This is a genomic window from Neptuniibacter marinus, assembly GCF_965223595.1.
Classification (GTDB): Bacteria; Pseudomonadota; Gammaproteobacteria; order Pseudomonadales; family Balneatricaceae; genus Neptuniibacter; species Neptuniibacter marinus.
In genome coordinates this window covers 2784172-2810201 of sequence record NZ_OZ245004.1, presented here as the reverse complement: position 1 = coordinate 2810201, position 26030 = coordinate 2784172, and the positions used below count along the sequence as shown (strand labels likewise).

18 protein-coding genes and 1 pseudogene are annotated in these 26030 nt (G+C 41.8%); 12 read left to right on the top strand and 7 right to left on the bottom strand.

Annotated elements, in window-relative coordinates:
• The first annotated feature begins 6 nt into the window (after window positions 1-6).
• The 4 genes from ACOQOE_RS13280 to atzF all read left to right on the top strand — a co-directional run bounded on the left by ACOQOE_RS13280 (window position 7) and on the right by atzF (window position 6947).
• Window positions 7-738, top strand: coding sequence for an urea amidolyase associated protein UAAP1 (locus ACOQOE_RS13280; RefSeq protein ID WP_303415517.1), 732 nt, complete (start codon window positions 7-9; stop codon window positions 736-738).
• A gap of 12 nt (window positions 739-750) precedes the next feature.
• Window positions 751-1389, top strand: a complete 639-nt coding sequence (locus ACOQOE_RS13275; protein ID WP_067863480.1) for an urea amidolyase associated protein UAAP2 — start codon at window positions 751-753, stop codon at window positions 1387-1389.
• A 120-nt stretch (window positions 1390-1509) separates the two neighbouring features.
• Complete coding sequence (gene uca / locus ACOQOE_RS13270; protein ID WP_420554224.1) at window positions 1510-5142, top strand: urea carboxylase; 3633 nt, start codon at window positions 1510-1512, stop codon at window positions 5140-5142.
• 2 nt (window positions 5143-5144) lie between these two features.
• Window positions 5145-6947, top strand: coding sequence for an allophanate hydrolase (atzF, locus tag ACOQOE_RS13265; protein WP_420554223.1), 1803 nt, complete (start codon window positions 5145-5147; stop codon window positions 6945-6947).
• A 69-nt stretch (window positions 6948-7016) separates the two neighbouring features.
• Here atzF and ACOQOE_RS13260 read toward each other — a convergent pair whose 3' ends face one another.
• Window positions 7017-7853 (bottom strand): LysR family transcriptional regulator, encoded by an 837-nt coding sequence (locus ACOQOE_RS13260; protein WP_420554222.1) that lies wholly within the window; start codon window positions 7851-7853, stop codon window positions 7017-7019.
• A gap of 174 nt (window positions 7854-8027) precedes the next feature.
• On the opposite strand from ACOQOE_RS13260, the pseudogene ACOQOE_RS13255 reads away from it, so the two are divergent.
• Window positions 8028-8517: pseudogene (locus ACOQOE_RS13255) on the top strand (lactoylglutathione lyase family protein).
• A gap of 97 nt (window positions 8518-8614) precedes the next feature.
• On the opposite strand, the gene ACOQOE_RS13250 reads toward ACOQOE_RS13255, so the two are convergent.
• Complete coding sequence (locus ACOQOE_RS13250) at window positions 8615-8848, bottom strand: hypothetical protein (RefSeq protein ID WP_067863489.1); 234 nt, start codon at window positions 8846-8848, stop codon at window positions 8615-8617.
• Window positions 8849-8953: 105 nt separating this feature from the next.
• Entirely contained in the window at window positions 8954-9097 is a 144-nt protein-coding gene (locus tag ACOQOE_RS13245) for a hypothetical protein (RefSeq protein WP_420554221.1), read from the bottom strand.
• 1167 nt (window positions 9098-10264) lie between these two features.
• Between ACOQOE_RS13245 and ACOQOE_RS13240 the strand changes: the two genes are divergently transcribed.
• On the top strand, window positions 10265-10795 hold the full coding sequence (locus ACOQOE_RS13240) for an REP-associated tyrosine transposase (RefSeq protein ID WP_067863495.1): 531 nt from the start codon (window positions 10265-10267) through the stop codon (window positions 10793-10795).
• Window positions 10796-10910: 115 nt separating this feature from the next.
• Here ACOQOE_RS13240 and ACOQOE_RS13235 read toward each other — a convergent pair whose 3' ends face one another.
• Window positions 10911-11171, bottom strand: a complete 261-nt coding sequence (locus tag ACOQOE_RS13235) for an HlyU family transcriptional regulator (RefSeq protein WP_067863499.1) — start codon at window positions 11169-11171, stop codon at window positions 10911-10913.
• 260 nt (window positions 11172-11431) lie between these two features.
• On the opposite strand from ACOQOE_RS13235, the gene ACOQOE_RS13230 reads away from it, so the two are divergent.
• Window positions 11432-11806 (top strand): hypothetical protein, encoded by a 375-nt coding sequence (locus ACOQOE_RS13230; RefSeq protein WP_067863503.1) that lies wholly within the window; start codon window positions 11432-11434, stop codon window positions 11804-11806.
• 305 nt (window positions 11807-12111) lie between these two features.
• On the opposite strand, the gene ACOQOE_RS13225 is transcribed toward ACOQOE_RS13230, so the two are convergent.
• The 3 genes from ACOQOE_RS13225 to ACOQOE_RS13215 all read right to left on the bottom strand — a co-directional run bounded on the left by ACOQOE_RS13225 (window position 12112) and on the right by ACOQOE_RS13215 (window position 17832).
• Window positions 12112-13158: an alpha/beta fold hydrolase gene (locus ACOQOE_RS13225; protein WP_067863509.1), complete on the bottom strand. Its 1047-nt coding sequence runs from the start codon at window positions 13156-13158 to the stop codon at window positions 12112-12114.
• Window positions 13159-13195: 37 nt separating this feature from the next.
• On the bottom strand, window positions 13196-14824 hold the full coding sequence (locus ACOQOE_RS13220; protein WP_420554220.1) for a flavin-containing monooxygenase: 1629 nt from the start codon (window positions 14822-14824) through the stop codon (window positions 13196-13198).
• Between the two features lie 995 nt (window positions 14825-15819).
• Window positions 15820-17832, bottom strand: coding sequence for a sigma-54-dependent Fis family transcriptional regulator (locus ACOQOE_RS13215; protein WP_420554219.1), 2013 nt, complete (start codon window positions 17830-17832; stop codon window positions 15820-15822).
• 608 nt (window positions 17833-18440) lie between these two features.
• On the opposite strand from ACOQOE_RS13215, the gene ACOQOE_RS13210 reads away from it, so the two are divergent.
• From ACOQOE_RS13210 to ACOQOE_RS13190, 5 genes are all read left to right on the top strand, one after another.
• Entirely contained in the window at window positions 18441-20027 is a 1587-nt protein-coding gene (locus ACOQOE_RS13210; protein ID WP_420554218.1) for a DUF1302 family protein, read from the top strand.
• 19 nt (window positions 20028-20046) lie between these two features.
• Window positions 20047-21324, top strand: coding sequence for a DUF1329 domain-containing protein (locus tag ACOQOE_RS13205; RefSeq protein WP_067863521.1), 1278 nt, complete (start codon window positions 20047-20049; stop codon window positions 21322-21324).
• Window positions 21325-21404: 80 nt separating this feature from the next.
• Window positions 21405-22469 carry a WD40/YVTN/BNR-like repeat-containing protein gene (locus ACOQOE_RS13200; protein WP_067863524.1) on the top strand — a complete coding sequence of 355 codons (1065 nt, stop codon included), beginning with the start codon at window positions 21405-21407 and terminating at the stop codon, window positions 22467-22469.
• Between the two features lie 5 nt (window positions 22470-22474).
• A complete protein-coding gene (locus ACOQOE_RS13195; protein ID WP_067863527.1) occupies window positions 22475-24817 on the top strand; it encodes an efflux RND transporter permease subunit in 2343 nt (780 codons plus the stop codon).
• Between the two features lie 115 nt (window positions 24818-24932).
• A complete protein-coding gene (locus ACOQOE_RS13190) occupies window positions 24933-25814 on the top strand; it encodes a helix-turn-helix domain-containing protein (RefSeq protein WP_067863530.1) in 882 nt (293 codons plus the stop codon).
• Window positions 25815-26030: the final 216 nt, after the last annotated feature.

The window sequence follows — 26030 nt, the reverse complement described above, 5'->3', positions numbered from 1 at the left end:
GGAAATATGAACGAAGCAATCTTTACTGATCGTATACCGGGGGCCAGCCATTGGTCTTTGGTTGTACCTGCCGGTCATAGCTTAAAACTGACCGATTTAGAAGGTGGGGCGAATGTCAGTATGTTGTTTTATAACCCGCAAAATCTACTAGAGCGCTATAACGCACCGGACTCACTTAAGTGCCAACACACGTTTAAATTAACCACAGGTAACTGCCTCTACTCTGATATGGGCCGGATCTTCTGCTCTATTGTACGTGATGATACTCAGTGGATTGATACAGTGGGTGGTGTGGCCAATAAAAGCAAAGTGGCTGAAAAGTGGGGCGCACGTGATTATCAGAAAGACCGTAATGCATGGTTGCAAAACGGTTATGACAGCTTGTTGGTAGAAGTTGCTAAATATGGTTTAGGTAAACGGGATTTAGCCGCGAATCTAAACCTTTTTAGTAAGGTCTTTACTGATGACGAAGGCAACTTAAGTTTTGCCGAAGAACACAGTAAAGCAGGCGACGTGATTGAACTACGTTTTGAGATAGACACTTTAGTGGTGTTTACAACCTGCCCCCATCCTATGAATCCTGCGGCTGAATACCCTAATCATCCTATTGAAGTAAGCATGTATAAAGCGGCGCCGTTGACGTCAGACGATACCTGTTTAAATCATCGTCCAGAAAATGCACGCGGATTTGAAAACAATCAGCGTTATTTAGCAACGCCTCATGTTTGTTCGCACTAAGGGAGAAATATCATGATTAAAGAGAGTTCATTAGCTGCTGAACAGGCGAGTCAACGGGAAACTATTGATGCCGGTGACTACTACATGAAAGTGGTTAAAGCGGGTCAGGTTTTGCGCATCTTGGATTTAGAGGGTAACCAAGCCGCAGATACCTTGTTTTACAACGCAGATGATCCTTCTGAGCGATACAGTGCAATAGATACGGTGCGAGAGCAGGGTAATGTTTACCTTACCGCAGGCAGTAAGCTGTTATCTAATGAAGGCAATCTAATGCTGGAAATTGTTGCTGATACCTGTGGTCGTCACGATACCTTAGGCGGTGCTTGCGCAACAGAAAGTAACACGGTCCGTTATGATCTAAATAAAAAATGCATGCATGCTTGCCGCGATAGCTGGTTATTAGCGGTTGCTGAAAATGAGCAGTTTGGCATGAGCAAACGTGACATTACTCACAACATTAACTTCTTTATGAATGTACCTGTGACAGCCGATGGCGGATTGAGCTTTGCGGACGGGATCAGTGGTGCTGGTAAGTATGTTGAGATGAAGGCTGCCATGGATGTGATTGTACTGATCTCCAACTGTCCACAATTGAATAACCCTTGTAATGCTTACAACCCAACGCCGGTCGAAGTACTGATTTGGGATTAGTTTTTCGCTTTGTGTAGAACAAAGTGCTGTCTACTTATTGGCAGATAAAATGGGCGGGGACGACCCCAATTAAGCCCTTAGAGTGTTGCTGGGACGACCCAGACATTCAGGTGAATACATATGTTTTCTAAAGTGCTAATTGCTAATCGTGGTGCCATTGCTTGTCGTATTATTCGCACACTTCGCAAAATGGGTGTTACTAGTGTTGCCATTTATAGTGAAGCAGATGCGGATAGCTTACATGTACTTCAAGCGGATGAGGCCTATTCCTTAGGTGAAGGGGCTGCCACCCAAACTTACCTTGATCAAGATAAAATTATCGCCATAGCTAAACAGAGCGGTGCTGAAGCAGTACACCCCGGTTATGGTTTTTTAAGTGAAAACCCAGATTTTGTTGCGCGCTGTGAAAGTGAAGAGATTACCTTTTTAGGGCCAACACCTGAACAGATGAATGACTTTGGTCTTAAGCATTCAGCTCGTGAGTTAGCCGAGCAAGCGAAAGTACCCCTTCTACCGGGTACAGGTCTATTAGATAGTTTAGAGCAGTCGTTAGAAGAAGCAGAGCGGGTTGGTTATCCTGTTATGTTGAAAAGCACAGCCGGTGGCGGCGGTATTGGTATGCAACGTTGTGATACTGCCCAAGAACTAACTGATGCGTACGACTCAGTGCGCCGCTTAAGTGAGAATAACTTCAGTAATAGTGGTTTATTTATTGAAAAATTTATCCAGCATGCACGCCATATAGAGGTTCAGATTTTTGGTGATGGCGCTGGAAATGTTGTAGCGCTAGGAGAGAGGGATTGTTCCGCTCAGCGTCGCAACCAAAAAGTGATTGAGGAAACGCCAGCACCTAATCTAAGTGATGAAACACGTACAGCGTTACAAAATACAGCGGTACGTTTAGCAGAGCAGGTTAACTACCGAAATGCAGGTACGGTTGAATTTGTACTGGATCAGACCACTGAGCGTTTCTACTTCCTTGAGGTCAATACACGCCTCCAGGTTGAGCACGGGGTAACAGAAGAGGTTTTTGGTGTCGACCTTGTTGAATGGATGGTGAAGCAGGGTGCTAATGAACTCGATCTTGTTAAAGAGGGAGCAGGATTAAGCCCTAAAGGTCATGCGATTCAGGTGCGTTTGTATGCTGAAGATGCAAATAAAGAGTTCCAACCTTGCGCCGGTTTATTAAGCCATGTGGAGTGGCCGGAGATCGACGGTCTACGAGTTGAACACTGGATTGAGGCAGGCGTCGAAGTCTCCCCATTTTTTGATCCTATGTTAGCAAAAGTGATCTTCCATGCGTCTACGCGTCAGCAAGCCTTAACGGGTTTAATGCAGGCGCTATCGGAATCAACGATTTATGGTATTGAGCATAATTTAGGTTATCTACATCAGCTATTAGGTAGCGAGGTTGTACAGAGCGGCCAGGTATTAACACGCTCTCTTAATGACTTTAATTATCAGCCGTACACGTTTGATGTACTTAATGCCGGTACACAAACAACGATCCAAGATTACCCTGGTCGTGAAGGTTATTGGGATATTGGTGTACCACCTTCAGGTCCTATGGATTCTGTTAGTTTTAGGTTAGCAAATCAGCTGCTTAATAACCCTGTGGATGCCGCTGGGCTCGAGATTATTATTAGCGGGCCAACACTGCGCTTTAACCAAGCGACTCAAGTGGTGATTACGGGGGCTGAACTTGCTGCAACCTTAGAAGATCAGGCGGTACCTATGGGCACCGTGCTAGCTATTAAAGCCGGTCAAACCTTAGCGTTGGGTGCGACAAAAGGAGATGGCGCGCGTGCTTACCTCGCGGTTGCTGGTGGTATTAAATGCCCTGATTATCTAGGCAGTAAATCGACCTTCACCTTAGGACAGTTTGGTGGGCATGCGGGTAGAGCTTTGCGTTCTGGGGATGTACTCCAGCTTGATAGTCGTTTCCAAATCTCTGCTGAGGCCGGTGCACAAGTAAAATCAGCGCCTAAGTTAACAAATGATTGGCAGATTCGTGTTATTTACGGCCCTCATGGCGCACCGGACTTTTTCACAGATAAAGATATTTCTGAGTTTTTTGCCGCAGATTGGCAGGTTCATTTCAATTCGAGCCGCACTGGGGTTCGCCTGATTGGGCCTAAACCTGAATGGGCGAGAACTGATGGTGGTGAAGCAGGTCTGCATCCATCTAATATTCATGATAATGCGTATGCTGTAGGTACGATTGATTTTACCGGTGATATGCCAGTGATCTTAGGTCCTGATGGTCCAAGTTTAGGTGGTTTTGTTTGCCCTGCTACGATTATCAAAGCGGATCTGTGGAAGATGGGTCAGCTAAAAGCGGGTGATACTGTACGATTTTTACCTGTGTCTATTGCCGATGCTGCCGATGCTGAACGTGAGCAGTTACAACAAGTATCCTCTGTTTCTATTCAGGAGAGTGAGCTGCCCCAAGCGGTTATCGACTCACCGATTGTTAAAGTGTTGCCTAAAGAAACCTATGGCGAAAACGTTGTTTATCGTCCAAGTGGTGAAGACTTTCTGCTGGTGGAGTACGGCCCGCAGCGTCTTGATATTAAATTACGCTTCCGTGTTCATGCATTAATGCTGAAACTTCAAGCGCTGAATATTACAGGTATTAAAGAGCTCACACCGGGTATTCGTTCGCTACAAGTACATTACGATAATTTACAGCTACCTATAGCTAAGCTGATTGAACTATTAGAGCACGCTGAAGCTGATCTGGGTGATATAGATAAGCTAACGGTGCCTGCACGTATAGTTTCGTTACCACTTTCTTGGGATGACGAAGCAACGCGTTTAGCGATTAAAAAATACGATGAAGTAGTACGTAAAGATGCCCCTTGGTGCCCTGACAATATTGAGTTTATCCGTCGAATTAATGGCTTAGATTCCGTCGAAGATGTTAAGAAAATTGTCTTTGATGCTAGCTACCTTGTGATGGGGTTAGGGGATGTGTATTTAGGTGCGCCGGTGGCAACACCTATGGATCCAAGACATCGCCTAGTCACGACAAAATACAACCCAGCACGTACATGGACACCGGAAAATGCGGTCGGCATTGGGGGGGCCTACATGTGTGTTTACGGTATGGAAGGGCCGGGTGGTTATCAGTTTATTGGTCGTACCTTACAGATGTGGAACCGCTACCGTAAAACTGAGGCGTTTACGCAGCCTTGGTTACTGCGCTTTTTTGATCAGATCCGTTTCTATGAGGTGAGTGCAGAGGAGCTGAAGGAGATTCGTCGTGATCACCCTCGGGGTAAATACCCTGTCAAAATAGAGGAAACTGAGTTTTCTCTTGCTGAGTATCAAGCCTTACTTGATCAGCATCAGGATGAAATTCTGCAGTGTAAAGAGCGTCAACAAACTGCGTTTGAGGAGGAACGTCAACGCTGGGTTGAGAGCGGCCAAGCTAACTTTGAAGCAGATATGATGGTTGAGTCTCAAGGGCTTGATGAGATGCTTAGCGAACATGAAACCGCAGTGGAAAGCCAAGTGGCAGGAAATATCTGGCAGGTCTTGGTAGAACCAGGTCAAAAGGTCAAAGCGGGTGAAGTCGTCATGATCTTAGAAACAATGAAGATGGAATTAGAAGTGGTTGCATCTGAATCGGGCGTTATTAGTAGTATCAGCCAAGAAACGGGGGCTCAAGTTCACTCGGGCCAGCGACTTATGGTTATTAATACTCAAGTAGAAACATCAGCAACATCACAAGACACAGGTGCCGTATGAATATGCCAATAACAGTAATAGAACTATTAGCCGCTTATGAATCAGGGCAGTTATCACCGGCCGAGTATCTAACACAAAAATTGACTGAGACGAGAGCAGATACACGTAACTGCTGGATAGAATCTATCTCGGATGAGCAGTTAAATGGATTTCTGAATAACCTAAAAGGTAAAACGATTAAAGAGCTACCTCTTTACGGAATACCTTTTGCGATCAAAGATAATATTGATCTTGCTGGGCTACCAACCACTGCGGGGTGTAAAGCTTATACTTATGAGCCTGACTCCTCTGCTTATGTGGTTCAGGCTCTTATCAATGCGGGGGCTGTGCCTTTAGGTAAAACTAATTTAGATCAGTTTGCAACGGGACTTGTCGGTACGCGTAGCCCGTGGGGCGCGGTGAAAAATAGTTTTAATGATGAGTATATCTCCGGCGGTTCAAGTTCTGGTAGTGCTGTCACGGTGGCGACGGGTCAGGTCTGTTTCTCTTTAGGTACAGATACTGCGGGTTCTGGACGGGTTCCCGCCGCGTTTAATAATATTTTGGGGATGAAGGCAACTAAAGGCATGGTCAGCTGCACAGGCTTAGTACCGGCCTGTAAAACCCTAGATTGTATTACTATTTTTGCCCACACAACGGATGATCTTAATCTACTGTTGGATATCGCCGGCGAATATGATGAGACAGATTGCTATGCAAGGCCTAATGTAGCTTCTAACGATGCCTCAGCTTACCAACCTGAAAACGCGCTTAAAGGTCGTAAGATTGGTGTGCCAGCGCCTGAGCAGTTAGCATTTTTTGGTAATAAGAGTGCCGAAGCGCTGTTTAACGCATCGCTGGATAAACTGCGAGAGCAAGGTGTTGAACTGACCGAGATCGATTTTGATCCTTTTGCCCAAGCAGCATTGCTGCTCTATGAAGGCCCTTGGGTTGCTGAACGCTATGCTGCGATTGAGTCTTTCTTCGAGGAAGATTCCAGCCGTTGCCTGCCTGTAATAGAAACCATTATTGGAGGTGCTGCAGGGAAAACTGCGGTAGATGCGTTTAAGGCGATCTATCAATTACAGGCTTATAAAGTGCAGTGTGATGCGATCTTATCTACTGTCGATGCAGTGGTGATCCCTACCGCGGGTACTATCTATACCATTGATGAAGTTAATGCAGATCCCATTAAGCTAAATTCAAATGTGGGTTACTACACTAACTTTATGAACCTGCTGGATTACACCGCTATTGCGTTACCTGCAGGTATACAAACATCTGGGTTGCCGTTTGGTATTACGCTTTTTGGTCCGGCATGGTCAGATAGAAAACTATTAAGTTTTGGTGGATCTTGGCAGCAAAGTTTAGGCTTACCTTTAGGTGCGACAAATACACTTCTCCCTAAGCTTTTACCTGCGGCGACAATACAAGAGGGCTGGGTAGAACTAGCTGTTTGTGGCGCACACCTTGAAGGCTTACCGCTGAATTTCCAACTGCAGGAGAGGGGAGCACGCCTAGTTAAAACAACGCAAACATCTGCTAATTATAAGTTATACGCACTGGCGGGAGGTCCTCCCTTTCGTCCCGGTTTGATTCGGTCTGAAGGTGAAGGAAGCGCAATTGATGTGGAAGTGTGGACTTTACCCCAAACAGAATTAGGTAGCTTTCTACAAGGGATTCCGCAACCGCTAGGTTTAGGCAAAGTGGAATTAGCGGATGGCCGTTGGGTGACGAGCTTTATCTGTGAAGGTTATGCGATCGAAACGGCTGAAGATATAACTCATCATGGTGGCTGGCGTAACTATATGCAGGCGAAATCCTAGGACAGACAAGGGTTAGGCGAATAGGGAAGCCCTGTAAGGATTATTGTCACTTTAGGGCTACTTCGATTGTTAATGCCATTGGTTGCTGAGTAAGTTTTTAATTAATTGGTAACGTCGGGGAAGCACGCGGTGCTTCTTCGTAATAAGGTAAATGGTCTCTTTTATCGGCGTATCGATAGCAGCACTTTGTATGCGATCAGGATAGGGACAGGCATTCAGCGAGGATTTTGGAATGACAGTAAAACCTAAGCCCATGGAAACCGGCAATAATATTTGGCTTAATTGATTGATATAGCCGGAGTGGGGAATCTGATCCATAGCTGTAAACCTATCAGGAAAATTCTTTTCGAGCAGTTGGCTCGCATAGTGATGGCCATCAGGATGGTTAATAAAACCGAGTGCTAATAATCCTTGCCAGTCAGATTCTGCTTGAGCCGGTAGAACTAAGCAAAGGGCATCCTCGCCCAGTTGTTCTTGTATAAATAAAGGGTCATTGACCTGTTGGGTGATAATTCCTATATCCGATAGATTGGTTTTAACCCGTTCGATAATAGTGCTATTGGGTGCAGCTTCAATATGGATACTTAGCTTAGGGAATACCTGTTGGAGATCGAGTAACTTAGGATAGAGTTTCATCGCAATGGAGCCCGAGCAGGCTAAAGAGCAACAGCCACTATTGATATCATCATCGGCAACAATAGCCAGTAATTCAGATTGAGCTTGTTGCAATCCGTATTTATAGAGGTGTTCACCAGCGACGGTTAATTCGAACTTTTTCCCATAACGGCTAAGCAGTGGCTTACCGATTTGCGCTTCTAGCTTTTTGATATGTTGGCTTACACCCGGTTGGGTCATGTTTAAGCGTTCGGCAGTTTGAGTGAAGTGATTGGTCTCCACTAAACTCATAAATGTACGCAGATATAAGGTATTTATCATAACTTTAAATTATCAAAATAATCGCTAATTATAATTTAATATTAACATAGAAGCTTTGTAAACTGATCCCAATTACTAACAACTTTGGAGTTGTCCCTGATGACGGATACCCGCTTGCAAACTAACAATTCACTACCAACAGAGATGAAAACTTATCCACGGGCGTTTTCCCATATTGGTATCTCAGTGCCTGACCTTGAGGCTGCAGTAAATTTTTACACTGAAGTACTCGGTTGGTATCTGATAATGGAACCCACCGATGTAGTTGAAGATGACAGCCCTATTGGAGAGATGTGTTTGGTGCTAATTGGGGACATTTCGAATTGCTCATATGTCCACCGGTGATCGAATAGGGGTTGAGCTATTTCAATTTAAGAACCAAGAAAATCCAGTAAATAACTTTGAATATTGGAAAACAGGTGTCTTTCATTTTTGCGTACAAGACCCCGATGTGGAAGGGCTTGCAGAGAAGATTGTTGCGGCCGGTGGTAAAAAACGTATGGCGAAACCCCGTTATTACTATCCGGGCGAAAAGCCTTACCGCATGATCTATATGGAAGATCCGTTTGGTAATATTTTAGAAATCTATAGCCACAGCTATGAGCTGCACTATGCCTCAGGTGCCTATAACTAAACGGACAGAATCATACTTAAACGGCCATCATTGATGGCCGTTTTTTTGTTAGTGATAGATATATTAATCGCGGCTCAAACGCCCCAAAAAAGTAATACTAAACCTGCACTGACAACCTAGCCAGCGCGGTGATCACGGCAGCGATCGCCAACGATGAACCCCATTGTGCATGTTGGATCAGTTGCCAAAGGACATAAGGGCCGAGCAATACACAGTGTGAAAGTAATCCCCACCAAAGGTAGTTTGCTTTAAGGCTCACATGACGAGCCAACAGATTCCAAGTCACGTGCATAATCACTGACAACCCGATTAACACATAAGGGTTATCCATTATTCCCAAAACTTATCCCTTCGATATAATATTTTTTATTTTTGACAGTATCATCCACTGAGTATTTTCAACTATAGGCGAAAGTGACAGAATTATCTTCTTCCCTCACTCCGCATACCACATATCCTTCCCACGCTCCGCATGCCACATATCCTTCCCACTCTCCGCATGCCACATCTCATTCCCACGCTCCGCATGCCACATCTCGTTCCCACGCTCTGCGTGGTAATGCGGCTGTATAGCACTCATCGATGCCCCGCGCAGGAGTACGATGCCGAGTGGAAATATCAGCCCCCACGCAGGAGCATGGGGGCTAGCGTGGTGTTCTCCTCGGCGTACACTACTCGTTTCCACTCACATCTCGTTCCCACGCTCTGCATATTACTTCTCGTTCCCACGCTCCGCGTGGTAATGCGGCTGTGTAGCACTCATCGATGCACCCGCGCAGGAGTACGATGCCGAGTGGAAATATCAGCCCCCACGCAGGAGCATGGGGGCTAGCGTGGTGTGCTCCTCGGCGTACACTACTCGTTTCCACTCACATCTCGTTCCCACGCTCCGCATACTGCTTCTCGTTCCCACGCTCTGCGTGGTAATGCGGCTGTGTAGCACATCATCGATGTACCCGCGCAGGAGTACGATGCCGAGTGGAAATATCAGCCCCACGCAGGAGCATGGGGGCTAGCGTGGTGTGCTCCTCGGCGTACACTACTCGTTTCCACTCACATCTCGTTCCCACGCTCTGCATATTACTTCTCGTTCCCACGCTCTGCGTGGTAATGCGGCTGTGTAGCACATCATCGATGTACCCGCGCAGGAGTACGATGCCGAGTGGAAATATCAGCCCCACGCAGGAGCATGGGGGCTAGCGTGGTGTGCTCCTCGGCGTACACTACTCGTTTCCACTCACATCTCGTTCCCACGCTCTGCATATTACTTCTCGTTCCCACGCTCTGCGTGGTAATGCGGCTGTGTAGCACATCATCGATGTACCCGCGCAGGAGTACGATGCCGAGTGGAAATATCAGCCCCACGCAGGAGCATGGGGGCTAGCGTGGTGTGCTCCTCGGCGTACACTACTCGTTTCCACTCACATCTCGTTCCCACGCTCTGCATATTACTTCTCGTTCCCACGCTCTGCGTGGTAATGCGGCTGTGTAGCACATCATCGATGTACCCGCGCAGGAGTACGATGCCGAGTGGAAATATCAGCCCCACGCAGGAGCATGGGGGCTAGCGTGGTGTGCTCCTCGGCGTACACTACTCGTTTCCACGCACATCTCGTTCCCACGCTCTGCGTGGTAATGCAGTCGGAGATTCGTTAATGTACAGAGTGGCTAGATGTACCCAAGCAGGAGCATGGGTACAAGAATAAGCTCCCACGCATTGCGTGGTAATTAACAAGGAGGTTAATTAATGGGTCGAAGTCGTTATGTCTTTACTGCACCAGAACAACCACACTTTCTAACGCTAACTGTGTTGCACTGGTTACCAATTTTTACGCGTCCTGATGCGGTTGATATCGTTTTTAATTCATTACGCTACTTAATGGGTGAAGACTTTAAGGTTTACGCCTATGTGATTTTAGAAAACCACCTACATCTTGTAGCGCAAAGCGACCAGCTAGATAAGGATATCGCACGTCTTAAATCATTTACGGCAAGGCAGTTGATTGCTTATCTACAAACCAAAAAAGCAAAAACTATCTTGGATCAACTAGCGTTTTATAAAAAAGCGCATAAACGTGATCGTACTTATCAATTGTGGCAAGAGGGTGTGCATCCTGAACTGATACAGAGTGAGGAGATGATGCGCCAGAAGATTGAGTATATTCATCATAATCCAGTTAAACGGGGTTATGTTGATGAAGCCGTACATTGGCGCTATTCCAGTGCAAGAGATTATGCCGGAATGGTGGGGTTGTTGGATGTTTATAAAGCGTGGTGAGGGAGATGTTTTATACGCAGGCTCTTAACGTTCCCACGCTCTGCGTGGGAACGAGATGTAGATAAACTCCTAGGGATATGTGCCTTGTTTCGTCACCCCGGTGTTAACGCATATCTTAATGTGCAAAGATTCCCTCACCCTTTTGATCAATTAACTTTTTTGCTTTTGTATGCGTCATTTTTACACAGCTCTGCTTGTCAGCAACGCGATCAATTAGCGTATAGCTACGGTGCTGATCTTTTCTGCTGATAACTGCATTTAATCTATAACGGCCAAATTCTTCTTCTGGAAGTGCTGCAATCGTATACCCTTTATAGCGAATAGAGCCTTCAGGTAGAGGGGAAAACAAAGATTTAATTGATCCTAGCAAACTCATTAAGGGTGCTCCTAAATTTATTATTTTTCACACTATGAGCAATATTAGAGGGAAGTGGAATAACCTCAGTACCAAATGACTATTTTTTGTACAACTGGATATAGACTTAAGTTGCAGTGTTTCTGTCTCGTATCTCGTTACCACGCTCGGCGTGGTAATTAACAACAATGCTTCCTGATAACATATTTACTTGCTCTAAACGAAAAATGGGCCGTCAGTGTAGATTTACAATAAAGATTGTGAAAATGAGGGGGTTAAATATGACCTATCAAACAAATAAAGTTTGTGAAAGCACCTTTGGTAGCAGGGAGGCTACTTATCCTTATTACAATAAAGATTGTGATAAGTATACCGTGAAGCTTGATTTCAATGAAGGTGGATCAATTCCTACTATATTTGAATCATTGCTTTGGAGTGGCATTGTTGAAAAGCAGTCTCAATTCATGGAGGATTACCAAAATGCTGACAGTAACTTTAAAGGAAGGACAATAAACTCTACTTTGGTGACGATATTATTGGCACCTCCCTCTGAATCAGTTGGGTCCAATCAAGTAAAGTTCTCTGTTGACGCTCCTAGATATTTAAAAATACTCCGATACACACAAGGCCTTGGAAGATTTAGCCTCCTCACTTAACGAATAATGCAATTAAGAATAATACTCTTTGAAACACATTGCTTCAGCTGTACACCGTACTCTTTTATTACTTCGTTACGTGTAGTAAAAGCAAAAGAAATGTTAACACAAAGCGACATCATGCTAAGGAAACGAAAAGAGCCATAGGTAAAAACCATATGACTCTTTTTTATGCTTTTACAACCAGCAACACGATAGCGTAATAACTTGGTTAAACCTCCCATTGCTTTAACTATGAGGTCTTACTAATGTTTTAGAAGGTTCCTGTTACCAGAAGTTAAGTTGGAATTGCTTCCTTTAAAAAGTTAGAGGTCAATACTCAATAGTTCATCAAGATATTCATCCACTTGATTTATCATCTGTTCGTCAGTACCAAAAAGGCCAAGGTGTCCATCAATGGATATTATCGGTCGCAATTCACTTCCTGGAATCATTTGCTGTTCAGTACGGCAATCATCTACAGTGAAGAACATATCATGACTGATAGGCATTACATACGTTTTGGCTTTGATCCTGCCTAGCGCAGCGGTAAGGTCACCTGCTGTATGACGACTGACATCACCTCTTTGCCATTTCCAAATCATTCTAAGTAGATTGTTCGGATCCATTTGCGCGAAGTATTCAATCATGAAATCATTAACAAAGCCCCTGATGTTGGCGTGCCCAAGATCTTTATGCCTCTTTTTCGCAAAAAAATCAGTGCTCCACCCCATTACTGTCCACAGTTTTGAATGGCGTTCTAAACCTTCAGCCACTTCGGAGCCTAGATTGTAAAAACCATCCTTAAAGTTAGGGTCTGATTCGATGGCTTCAATCAACGTTTCAGCAAAGATGAAGTCATGTTCTGTGTTTTTAGCTGTTCCAGCCAAAGGCGCTGCACGTTTCACAAAATCAGGATAGCGAACGGCCCATTCATAGCTTTGTTGAGCTCCCATTGAACCACCAAAGACTAAAGCAAGGCTCTCTAAGCCATAATGCTCCGTAAGAAGTTTATGTTGGGCTCTAACATCGTCTCCAATGCGCACGAGTGGAAAAAGAGGTCCTTTCAGGTTCTCAGGAGAGTTACTGGGAGAGCTTGAAAGACCACTACCTATTTGGTTGACAATAATGATGAAATATTCAGAGGGGTCTAGAGGTCGACCTTCACCGATATACACTTGCTCCATAATTTTATTGGTACCTGAGTACCAAGTCGGTATAAGTATAGCGTTATCTTTTTCTGAATTGAGTTCACCAAATGTGGCTACAGCCAGCATACAGTCGGGAATATTTCCACCTTCCTCAAGCTGTAAGTTTCCAATATTGATTAATTCATAAGGGCCATGAACTTCTTGGGTGTAATAAATACTCATTTAAATCACCTACTTTAATATGTGTGTAGAACAGCCATTAATCTATTTTAAAACCTGGGTAGCCTTTCTCTGCTACTTCATCACATCTTTTGTGGTAGTCATTAACACCGCCAATATATGATAATAAACGACGAGGCTTGCCTTCTACATTCGAACCCATGTACCAAGAATCAGTTTTTACAACAAGTGTTTTTGAAGCAACTTCATCGTGATGTTCCACCCATGCATTTTCTACTTCTTTGGATACTTCTATTGTTTTCTTGCCGTTTTTTAATGCAAAATCGATACAATTTGTGATCCAGTCAACTTGATACTGAAGACAAGTTGTCATGTTGCAGAGCGCAGCTGATGGGGCAAGAGGTGCGCCAGTGGTAAATAGATTTGGATATCCATGTACTTGGAGGCCCATTGCCGTGGTAATTTCTTGTTGCCATTGATCTTTCAATGAACGGTTATCTCGACCTCGAAAATCAATACGGCTAAGGGCGCCTGAGCCTGCATCAAAACCGGTCGCTAAAATAATCACATCGAATTCATGAATAGTTCCATCTTCAGTTTTGATACCTTCAGGAACAAATTCTTGGATGGGGGTAGTTCTGCAATCTACCGGCTCTACATTATCTTGTAAATAGACTTCAAGATAGTTTGATTCTAATGGAACGCGGTGAGTACCGAAGGTGTAATCATCTTTCGTTGGAATTAAAAGGTTACAAAGTTTTTTGTCATTTCCTAAGCGTTGACGCATTTTATTTCGTACGAATTCTGAGACTTCTTCAGCAATATCTTCATCAAAGAAAATTTCCGAGTAACTAGCTAACCATAATGAAAGTGAGCCCTCTTCCCAATGTTCCTCAAGGACCGCGAGTCTCTCCTCTTCAGTAGATTCATGCCATGGTTTTGCTGTGAAATCATAGTCAAAACCGGCAAAAGAGTTCATTACTTTGTCTTTTGTCTCATCATAACGGTCACACCAATAGGTCCAGTCTTGTTCAGAATATTTCGGGTTTTTCATTGGAATGGCGTATTGAGGGGTTCGACAAAAAACTTTCATCGAGCTAACTTCTGGAGCTATTGTCTGAATTACCTGTATACCTGTAGCTCCCGTACCAATTACAGCTACGCGTTTTCCAGTTAAACTTTTCGCGTCTTTCGGCCATTTTCCGGTTAGATATGTTTCACCTTGGAACGTTTCTTGGCCCTTAAAGCGGTTCTCGATTGGAGCTGACAGCATGCCGCAGCAAGCAAGTAAAAACTGAGTATTGATTAGTTCTCCTGAATCAGTAACTACATTCCATCTATTAGTCTCTTCGTCATAGTGAGCAGACTTAATACGAGTACTGAATTGGATGTCTTTTTTCAGTTCGTGACGGTCGGCAACATAATTTAGCCATTCTTCAGTTTCAGGTTGAGCTGGGAAGCGCTCGCTGGGTTTCCAGGACTTATACATCTCTTCATCAAACCAGTATTGATAGATCTCTGCTTGAGAATCAAAACGAGCACCTGGGTAGCGATTCCAATACCAAGTACCTCCTACACCGGTAGCTGTTTCGTAAGCGCGTACTTTTAGGCCCATTTTTCTTAAATTATAAAGTTGGTACATACCTGCAACACCAGCACCAATCACCATTGCATCTAATACAGTTACTTTATCAGCTGCTGCATTCATATAGATTCTCCATTTTTTATGCTTATTTAGAGTTATTTATAAAAGGGGAAATGTTTATTAAGATAACTTGAATAAATATATAGACCTGTAGAAAGGAGATATTGAATAAAAAGTGTTTTTTTTGGATAATTAAGTGGCTTATGTTGTAAAAAAAAGCGGACTGGTTAAGTGATAAAATCAGATAACGCAGCCCGCAAAAACAGGGAAAACTAAGTGTTTTATTTCCTGTAGAGGATGTGCAAAGCTAAAACAATGCTAGTGTTTTCAATTAGAATTTAGTTTAAATGTCTTCTAGCGTAGAAATGCTTGAATACGAAAAATAAATCTAACCTTATTTTAGAGCTAGTTTTAAAGGGTGGCAGGCCAGAAAACCGGGGGCGACCGAATATCCCGACCCACCATAAATTAAAGCTAGTAACATAAGGAATTATTTACCTCCTTATCTCTAAACTCGTAATAAATGATGCTCTTTTTTTTAAGAGTATTATTGAATAATAAAATGTATATATTGAAAAATGCGGGAGCTTTCTGATATTTGATAGATATTTAAATAAACTCTGTTGTGCCCGAAATATAAGGCCTAAGCGTTTAGTAAATAACATCGGAGGTTTGCTTCCGTTTTTCATCATTCTATTCAGTCTATGTAGTGTCTTCGAGTAAAACTGACATATGATTTGAGATGAGCGGTCGACCAACCGGATTCTAACTTTAAGGTCCTACGCTTGATGACGGATTGTTTGGGGAGATTTTAAGTATATTAACTCGCGGTAATATTAGTAATAGAACAAGGACTTGAGTGTCTACAAAAGCCTTTGTTATCAAATGATGAGCACAGTAAATGAGGTTAGTTTCCTGTTTTCTATGTAGGTTATATGTTTCGTTTATGGGGAAGCTGTCGTAACAAATAAAAACTTATGAGCCATAAAAAATCTCCGATATTTGGGAGAGCACACTGCTGTATGGTGCTTCTTAGTAACCGGTTTGTATTATTCTGATTATAAATCATACTTTTTTACTTTCTGGTATAAAGTACTTTTAGCTATACCAAGTAGTTTAGATGCTTTGGTCATATTTCCATTACTTGCTTGTATTGCTGCTGCAATACTAGATTTTTCGGCATTTTCCAAACTAATGAATCTAGTGTTGTTTAATGTTGTTGAACCTTGCTCCGTAGGTTCTTCGTTAATGCTTTCATTACCAGTTAAGTATTCAGGAGGAAGGTCTTCAGGTACGAGTATATTTCCCGTTGACATAAACGTCATATATTCAAGGACATTAGATAGCTCTCTAATGTTCCCAGGCCAGGACATCAATTTCAGCTTTTCGGTAAGTTCTTTTGATGCCTGCTTTCGTTCTGTTTGATAGGTTGCACTAATCCTATCTAGAATTGACTCAATTAAGCTAGGAATCTCTTCGTTCCGTTCTGAAAGGGGTTTAAGCGTTATTACAATATTAGCGATTCTATAGTAAAGGTCTTTTCTGAAATTACCTTTGAGTACCGCGAGCTTTAGATCAATATTGGTCGCTGCGATAAGTTTGAAATTTACAGCTCGTGGTTTTGTTTCACCCACGCGATAAATTTCCATTTCTTGAAGAACACGTAAAAATACAGGTTGTATCTCTAATGGCATTTCTCCTATTTCATCCAGAAATAGAACCCCTCCATTAGCAGCTTCAATCTTTCCGATCATGCCGCCCTTTTTTGCACCAGTAAAAGCGCCTTCTACATAACCGAATAATTCGCCATTAAGTAGATCTTTTGAAAATGCACCGCAATTTAAAGCAATAAAAGGGGACTCAGAACTAGTGTATTCCGCATGAATAGCTTTTGCTGCATACTCCTTACCGGAACCAGTATCACCTAATAATAGAATGGGTAAAGGTGATTTTGCCGCTAGTTTTATTTTGTCGTTTTCATGTGATGGCCCTAGGTTTAGGGTACTTATGTTTGGTGAAACGCTCAATGATGTCGTTGTACTTTGCGTATTACCGTTGTGATTAATTATTTGTGATGTACCGTCCCTAGGAATATTTACTTTGAACCCTAGTAGCTTATTTCTCTGTTTTGGATCTAAGATAGGTTGAATATAATCATCCATTGATTGGTAAAAGGCTAGGTGTTCTAAGTCAGGCTTATCACCGCCATACCTTTCTAAATTCAGCCTAAATTTCCTACCGTCTTTATATCTAGGTATAAAGCTTTTTAGTAGTTTTTCATCGTTGGTGTTTGATCTTATAAAACGACCCTGTTTATCGAATAGAAGGAAATTATTAGAACCATTGAATTTAGTGCTTGAAATAAGTGCTTCTTCAATTTTCGACCAACGCAGTATCGTCAATGTTTGAAGTTGAGATTGAATAGTATTTGCCCAAGAAGTAACTAGGGGTAAGTGGAAACGGTTAAAGCTATCTGATAACCCTGAAATATCAATAACCCCGATTCTTTGCATGTCATAAGGGTCATAAATACAAGCAGCAGTACAACTCCAGGGTTTAAAACCTTCACAAAAATGTTCTTGGCCATGCACTTGTGTTGGTTGATTAGATTCTATGGCTGTCCCTACTGCATTTGATCCAGTTACCACTTCCCTCCAAAAACTTCCTGGAAGCAAACTGATATCTTTGGCGCGGTCTATAGTCCTCGGGTCACCTGTGATTGTAAGGTTTAGCGCATTCCTGTCAGTAATAAATAGAACGGTTTCTAAGTCGTTTAATAGTAGTTTCGACTCTTCAATGGTTGAGCGTGAGCACCTTAGCAAGTCTTCATTTTGACTGAGGGTTATATTCATATCATCCTCAGAAGCAACAACTGGTGCAATCTTTGTTGAGGGGTCCACACCGATTGACTGGCAACGTTCCCATGAATTTATGATGCTGCCTCTTACTTTTATGATTTCATGTTTTTCAGTACCACAAAGAAATCGCTCCCAAGCCATATCAATTTCTTTTTGGGAAAAGTCCGCAGGGTTTTTATTGTTAGATGCATATTTCTGCTGAGTACGGGGCATTTTTTTGCTCTCATTATTATTTTTAGATTGGTCTAACGAGCATTCAATTTAGGAATTAAAAAATAACACATTACTCAAATCAGGGTAATAGGTCGCATCATTTTCATATGCTGCCAGTTAGCCGTCGTACAATCCATGTAGAAATTTCATAGTTAATCCAACTGATTTGGTTTAACTATGAATAAAAAATATTGCCACGCTTTACCAGTGTAAAACAGTAAACCTTTTTTTAGGCTATTGAAAAGCTAACACATTGGTATGATTCTATATAACTATTTTGTTGGAACTAAATGATTAGTTCCTAAGTTTGCATCACCAAGCCCCTGTTTTTATTGGCAATATTCCTAGATAAACAGCCTTCTGTAAATTGCGTTTGAAAGTCGAACGTAGCGTTTGATTCTCAAACTATATCTGGAAAACTAATCTTTAATAATTGTTTATAAATTCCTTTTTATTCAAATGCTTATTGTTTTTTATTTGTCTTTGGCACGGTAATTGATTGCTCTGTTTATGCCAAAGCTCATGAATGTGAAAGTTCATTCAAGTGCTTGGGCGAATGAAGTTTTAGTTTGTCAAAACATAACAAATATAAAATGTAGGCAATCATTGTGAAAAAAAATCAAAAGAAAACCAGTTCTCTACTGGTCAGTGCAGGACTATTACTGGGCAGCTTAGCTCATGCAGATGATGACTATAGTGTCAATTTTAGTGGGTACGTTCGTGCCCAAACCTCCATATTTCTTGAAGATCAAGAAGAAACAGCAGGCAATGACAAGTGGGATGTAGGCATGGCAAGGACATCCTTACAGCTAGAGATGGATGCTCAAGCAGGGGACGTGTTTTGGAAAGCTGTTGGTCGTCTCGACAAAGAGTATCAGACAAGCTATCTGGATGATCTTGAACAGCTGACACAAACGCAGACCCCAGGAGGTTTTGCTACAACTCAGGATTACTTGGATCAGTATCAAACAGACAGTTTGGGGGATTTTTTACGTGAGTTTTACGTAGATTTTTCTCTGAATGATCGTGTTGATGTGCGTTTAGGCAAACAACAATTAGTTTGGGGTGAAAGTGATTTCTTTCAGGCTCTCGACGTGGTTCATGGTTTTGATTATAGGAAACGGCTTTTCTTCGAGAATAATGAAGATTGGCGTAAACCGCTAATTCTGGCGAACTTTAATGTTGATGTACCAGAACTGGACGGTAACCTGAACTTTTATGTACGTCCTGGTTGGGATCGTGCTGAGGACATGGGTAGTAATTTCAACATCGAGGGTGGACGTTGGATTCCTCACCCATATCGGGGCGTAGATTTCACTGCATTTACTGACTACAACGAAGATAATCCAAATGGTGATTGGGATGATCCTACCTTTGGTTTACGCTGGAATGGTACGGCAGGCTCAATTGGTTACTCATTTGCGTACTTAAAAACCTTTAATCCTCAACCGATCATAAACCCTGCGGCCAATTCTGCAGTGCCAGGTGCGTTTGGTGTAACGTCTATGCAGTCTTACGGTGAGCTTGCAAAGAATCAGGTTCTTGGTGACTGGGTGTTCCCTGAAATAGATGTATTTGGCTTTACAGCGAATACATATAGCCAAAGCATTGATTCTACACTCAGTGCCGAATTCGCATTTATTCCTGACAAACCATATAACTATGGTGCTCTGCAATCATCATTACCTGGTTGGGCTGGGGTAAAAGAAAAAGATACTTTGGTCACTATGGTGCGCTTAGATAAAGAATTAGATTTATCTAGCTGGCTTGGTACCAATCGTCCTTCGCTTACAAGTATCCAACTGTTTGATACCTGGATTGTCGATTATGATGAAAATGATGAAATCGTAGAATTTGCTTCTTTCGGAGCGAAAAAGAAAGAACATACAACCTACCTAACCTTCTTCACTTTACTCAATTTCAACCGCGACACAATTAATCCGTCTTTAGTTCTGGGTACCGACCTTAGTAATGGCGGTGGGTTTGCTATTCCTGCTGTTGAAATGGTCTTTGGCGATAATTGGAGATTCAAAGGCGAAGCTAACCTTTGGTGGACAGATGGTGATCAGAAGCATGTTGCTGCTGGAAGTGTACCAGGTAGAAACCCACTGGGTGCTCTTGAAAACTCAGCTTCATTCTTCGACTGGTTCGGTGACGATAATCAGTTGACCTTTACCCTAACTCGCCAATTCTAGTTATAAGAGGCTCAAAATTATGAATATTGGTTATTTAAAGAAAATATCTCAGGCCGCTGTGTTGTGTTGGGCTGTTGTTGGAACAGTACAAGCAGCGGAACTACCAGCAGGTACTGTGATTTCTAAAGCTAACTTTGATGCGGTAAAAGATGCACAGTTTGAAGGAAAGCGTGTAGGAGACATGATTCCTGAAAGACTTGAGTGGATGATTAAAGAACGTGGCTTAACCATGAAGATTCGTCACTCTGAAAAAATTGATGTTGATCCTAAATACATAGAGGCAACCCAGCAAGGTAAGGGTAAGGTTAAGTTTGATCCGGCTACTAGACAGGTATCGGGTTGGACTTCTGGAATGTTTTTTGATCCTCAGGATATAGATCCAAATGATCCTCATGCCGGTGATAAACTGATTTGGAACCTTCGATCTCCAACCTATGGCGCAACTATGGATTTACGTGATCTGTCATTTGTATTTATCGATGGCGAAGATGGTGTAGAACGTATCCAGCGTTGGTGGTCACGCCGTTATTATATGGAAGGTCGTTTAGACGGTGGTCCTGTTCAGGAAGGTGATGGCGATATTATGCAGAAGACTATTCTTGTCGCTCAAAGCCCTCAGGATATAAAAGGATTAGGTACTTTTTCGATTAGATACAATGACCCTAGTGCCGCAAAGCCGGATGATACATGGGCTTATCTGAAATCTGTTAGACGTGCAAGACGTCTTACTGGTAGTGCTTGGATGGATCCAATTGGCGGAACAGTTCAGCTTTATGATGACTGGGATATTTGGGATGCGGTTCCTACCAAGTATCAATCAACTAAGTTGGTAGATACGCGTTGGGTTTTTGCAATTGCTCACAGCCCAGAGCTGAGTGTTGATAAAAGTAAAGAGGGCACTAACGCAGAATTCCCAAGCGTTGGCCTTGATGAGAAGCCGTTTTATTACCCTGCGAAACATATTGAATGGGAGCCGCGTGAAGTCTACGTAATTGAAGGTACTCCACCTGAGGGGCATCCGTATAGCAAAAAAGTGGTGTATATGGAGAAAGACTGGCCGCGTCCATACCTTGGTGAGGCGTATGACCAAAATGGTAAATTCTGGAAGTTCTTTATCTTCCAGAATCGACCTGAGGTTGCAGACGATGGTTATAAAGCCGTAATTCCAGTGATTGGTCATGTAATCGATTATAAGGCTAATTTCTCGACTACATGGTCTGCGAATATGAAATCAAATCCGGCTGGCGTGAAAGAGAATAACGTTAGCTTGAAGCAATTACTAAAAATTGCGAGATAAATTAACAGAAATATTTCCTTTAATTGACTGCTAGGCAGTGATTGTATCGCTGCTTAGCAGATTTTTTCCTGGTTCATAGTATGTCTAATAATAATTACAAATGTGATTTACCACAGAAAAATAAATTTAGTATTAGTAAAACGATTATTTCAATCATACCTTGGATGATAGTTAGTGGTTTATTGTGGGCAGGGGTTTTTGTTAAGCCAACTGTGACAATTGAGAAAGTTGAAACGCCGGCTATCGAGCCAAGAGATAATATATATGGAGTTGATGTTGTAGATAGTGAGAATATCTGGTTAGTAGGAAGCTACGGGAAAATTTTACGATCAAATGATTCCGGTTCCACATGGCGTCTTCAAAAAACTAAGGAAACCAATCATTTTCAAGATGTATCCGCTTGGAATAATAATAAAGCAGTTTCTGTAGGTAATACAGGTGTTGTTTTAATAACTGAAGATTCAGGAGAAACTTGGAAAGAAATTATTGTTCCTAAAAATGAAGTTGCAAATAAGTTACTCCGCGTTCATACGTATATTAATGGTGAAGCTTGGTCCGTGGGTGAGTTTGGTGCAATCCTTAAAACAAATGATTATGGGCGCTCTTGGGGGAAAATGCGTGAAGATGAAGATGTTATCTTAAATGACATTATTAAAATTAATGATAGTAAAGTTATTGCTGTAGGTGAGTTTGGAACAATTTTAATTAGTGATAACGATGGCGATTCGTGGAGCTTAGTTGAATTAGATTTTGATATTGAAAGTAGTTTAATGGCTATAGAGTTCAAAGATCAATTCAATGGTCTGGCTGTAGGTTTAGATGGACTAATCATCAAAACCGAAGATGGTGGTATAACTTGGCAAAGAGTAGAAACCAGTGGAGGAAAAGTTTCTGAGCATTTAATGGATATAATTTGGGATGAAAATAGAAATGTTTGGTTCTCTGTCGGGAATAAAGGTGTCTGGGTCGAAATTGATAATAGCTTAGAAAACCTAAAAAGCGGCATTTTCGATAAAATGGATTTGTCTTGGCATACAGAAATTAATCTGGTTGATGGTGAATATGTTGCAGTTGGGGCAAATGTTGGAAAATTTAGCCCGAAATATAACAAATTCGTTGAGTTAAGTGATAAGTTGGTTTGGTGATCACTATGGAAAAGTTTGCGCTAGCGTGTATAAATAAAAGAAAAATCGTATTAGCTATTGTATGTTTTTTTACACTACTTTTGTCATATCCTGCATTTAATATTGATGTAAAAACTATTTTCGAAGATCTTCAGCCAACATCTCATAAATATATTAAAACCCATGAGGAATTTAAAAATACTTTTGGTGGCACAAATATCATTACTTTTATGGTTGTGGCAAAAGATAAGGATATTTTTAATCTCAATGTTTTGGGAAAAGTTCAAGGTATAACGCAAGGGCTTTTAAAAATTGATGCTATTAATGAATTCCAAATTTATTCATTGGCTGGTAAAAAGCTGAAGGAAGTTAAAGCATCAACCGAGGGTATCGAAAGTAGGCCTTATATGTGGCCAAATCTTCCTCAGTCGGAAAAAGAAATTAGTGAACTCAAACAGGCGATTCTTAAAAATCCGTTGGTTTACGGCCCTTATGTATCTAAGGATTTGAAAGCTACACTGATTACAGTCGACTTCTTTGATGATCTTCTGAATTATAATCTAGCTTTTGATCAGGCATATGAGCTGGCTAAACAATTTGAAGATGAATCTGTTGAAGTCAGCGTAGTTGGTAACCCTATTCTCTATGGGTGGGTAAACCACTACCTACCTGAAACGATGAATTTAGTATTGCTAGCATTATCTATTTTTCTAGTCCTACTGTTCATTATCAATCGTACATGGAGGGGTACACTTTTACCTCTTATTTCTGGAGCTGTTAGCGCAATTTGGGCATTAGGTATTTCGCAACTGTGTGGAATTCACTTTGATCCTTTAGTAGTTGTAATTGCAATGTTGATCACTGCGAGAGCAGTCTCGCATTCAGTGCAAATGATTACCCGGTTCCACGAAGAAATTGATCTGTTAGGCGATAATTTGTGTTCAAAAATTGCGGCACGCCTTACTCTTAAAGATCTCCTTCGTCCAGGATTGCTAGGCATTGCGACAGATGCGGGTTGTGTCGCGGTGGTAGCGATTAGTCCCATCCCTTTGTTACAAAAGTTAGTTATATTAGCGGTTGTGTGGGTATCTACTGTAGCTGTAAGTGCAGTGATACTGACACCTGTTTTGCTCTCATGGGTCAAAAAACCAAACTCTTATGCTCATGGTTTAAATTTGGATGTGATTTTAATTCGTCCGGTTCTTAATCTTTGTGTGAAAGTTGTTGAAACAAGAGCGCGTTATGCAGTGGTTTTTATAGCTGTGACATTATTCATGGTTTGCGGTTATTACTCTCTCGGATTGAAAGTGGGTGACGCAAATCCCGGTAGCCCAATCTTATGGCCTGAATCAGAGTACAACGAAGATTCAGCGAAGATAAACAAAAAATTCCCCGGTGCTGATCGAATGTTCGTTGTCGTGGGAGGAGAAAGAGAGAATCAAGTTAAAGAAGTTGAAGTACTTAACACTATGCTACGTTTCCAAACACACATGGAAGCGCAGCCTCAGATAGGTGGAACTTTATCAATTGCTGATATTCTACCTGAAGTTAATAAAACCCTTCGTGAGGGTAATACTCGTTATCACGAACTAGGTGAAAATACATTAGTGAATGGTGAGCTGATGTATATGTTTGAGAATGCGGCTGAGCCTGGTGATCTTGACCGGTTTGTTGATACGGAACGCCGAAATGCCTCTGTTACTTTGTTCTTCACAGATCGTAAAGGGGAGACAATTCAGACAGCGATCGCGAGAATTAACCAATTTATTACAGACAATCCTCTAGTTAATCAGGTCCAGATACATTTGGCTGGTGGAGTTATTGGTGTAATAGCTGCTGTAAATGAAGTCATTTTGTCAGGGCAAATTCAATCAATTGCTTTGGCTCTGTTTATTCTGGTCATTATGTGTATTGCTGTATATCGCTCCAGCATTGCCGGTATGTTCTTTATGGCACCTGTTATCCTGTCGAATCTGGTTACATTTGCATTTATGTCTTGGCAGGGAATAGGGATGAATATCAATACGGTTCCTGTAGCTGCACTAGGCATCGGTTTAGGGGTAGATTACGCTCTCTACATCTGTGATCGAATTAAAAGTGAATATGAAAAAGGACATTCGTACATAGAATCAATTTCTACTTCTATTCATTGTGCTGGTAGAGGGGTTTTGGTTACTGCGCTTGTACTCATTGCAAGTGTATGTGTTTGGTTTTATTCATCATTACGCTTTCAGGCGGAAATGGGGCTCTTGATAGGAATTTGGCTATCAGTGTCTGCACTGAGTGCTTTGTTCTTAATGCCAGCCTTGGCTTATATTTTTAAACCTAAATTTATTTTTAGCGAAGAGAAAAGGCGGCCAGCCTTATAGGCCGCTCTTTCTTATGATGTAAGTAATCAAGGTCTAAGAATAATAGAGTTTTAAGGATGATCTTAATCTATTGTTTTTTTATTAATCACAAATAATGACCTCCAGAGGTTGTGATATGAATAATATAATTAAGCCCCAAGAGCTTCCAGAATGGGTTCCAGGTAGATTATTAAGTTCAAGTGAAAATTTAGGGTGGGAAGGTATTTCCCATCGGGCCTACCATTATAGAGGTCAGGATGTTCCCATCCCTCCAATTGATCACTACATGATTGTTAAATACACAAATGCTCATACCCTAATGCAAAGATGCTTTGATGGTAAATGGACAAAAAAAACATGCTCATCAGGTGATATTTCGTTACTGACTACGCTATCGGATTCTCATTGGCATTGGACTCAAGATATTGATGTATCTCATGTCTACATCACTAATGAGCTCATGTCTAAAGTTGCTTGTGAGGTTTTAGATAGGCCAATTAAAGATGTTTTCCTTCATGATGAATTACAGCTTCGTGATCCTGTATTGTTAAATCTGGTTGACTCAGTTCAGAACGAGGCTGCTGGAGGAAGTATGGGTGGAACTTTATATGCGGAGTCACTAGCGATACAGCTAGCAGTTCATTTGCTTAGGAATTATGCGAATGTGATAGTCAAAGAATGCTCGTTAGCCAACCTGCTTTCCAATCATCAAAAAAGGTTATTAATCGATTACATAAATAGCCATATACACGTTAAATTTAGAGTTGAAGATTTAGCAAATTTACTAGGTATGGGATTATGGACTTTTACCAAAAAATTCAGTGAATCTTTCAGCTGTACACCGCACTCTTTTATTACTTCGTTACGTGTAGAAAAAGCAAAAAAAATGTTAATGGAAGGAAATTATGCTATCAAAGAAGTTGCCTATGACTGCGGATTTTCAGATCAAGCGCATCTAACGCGTGTGGTTCGAGCGAGTCTTGGGGTAACACCAGGTCAGCTTAAGAGGTCAGCTTAGCGATTTATGTGAATTAAGGTACTATGCTTGAAATTTGAACAGGCAAATTTTGTAGGTTTTAGAGGTGAATTTGCTAATTGACGTTGATAAATATCCCATCACAGAATTTCTCTCCATAACATATTTAGCTGCTCTAAACGAAAAATGGGCCTTCAGGCCCATTTTTTAATTTCAACGCCATTGTAAACATTTTCCTAATTTATCCGGAGATGTTTT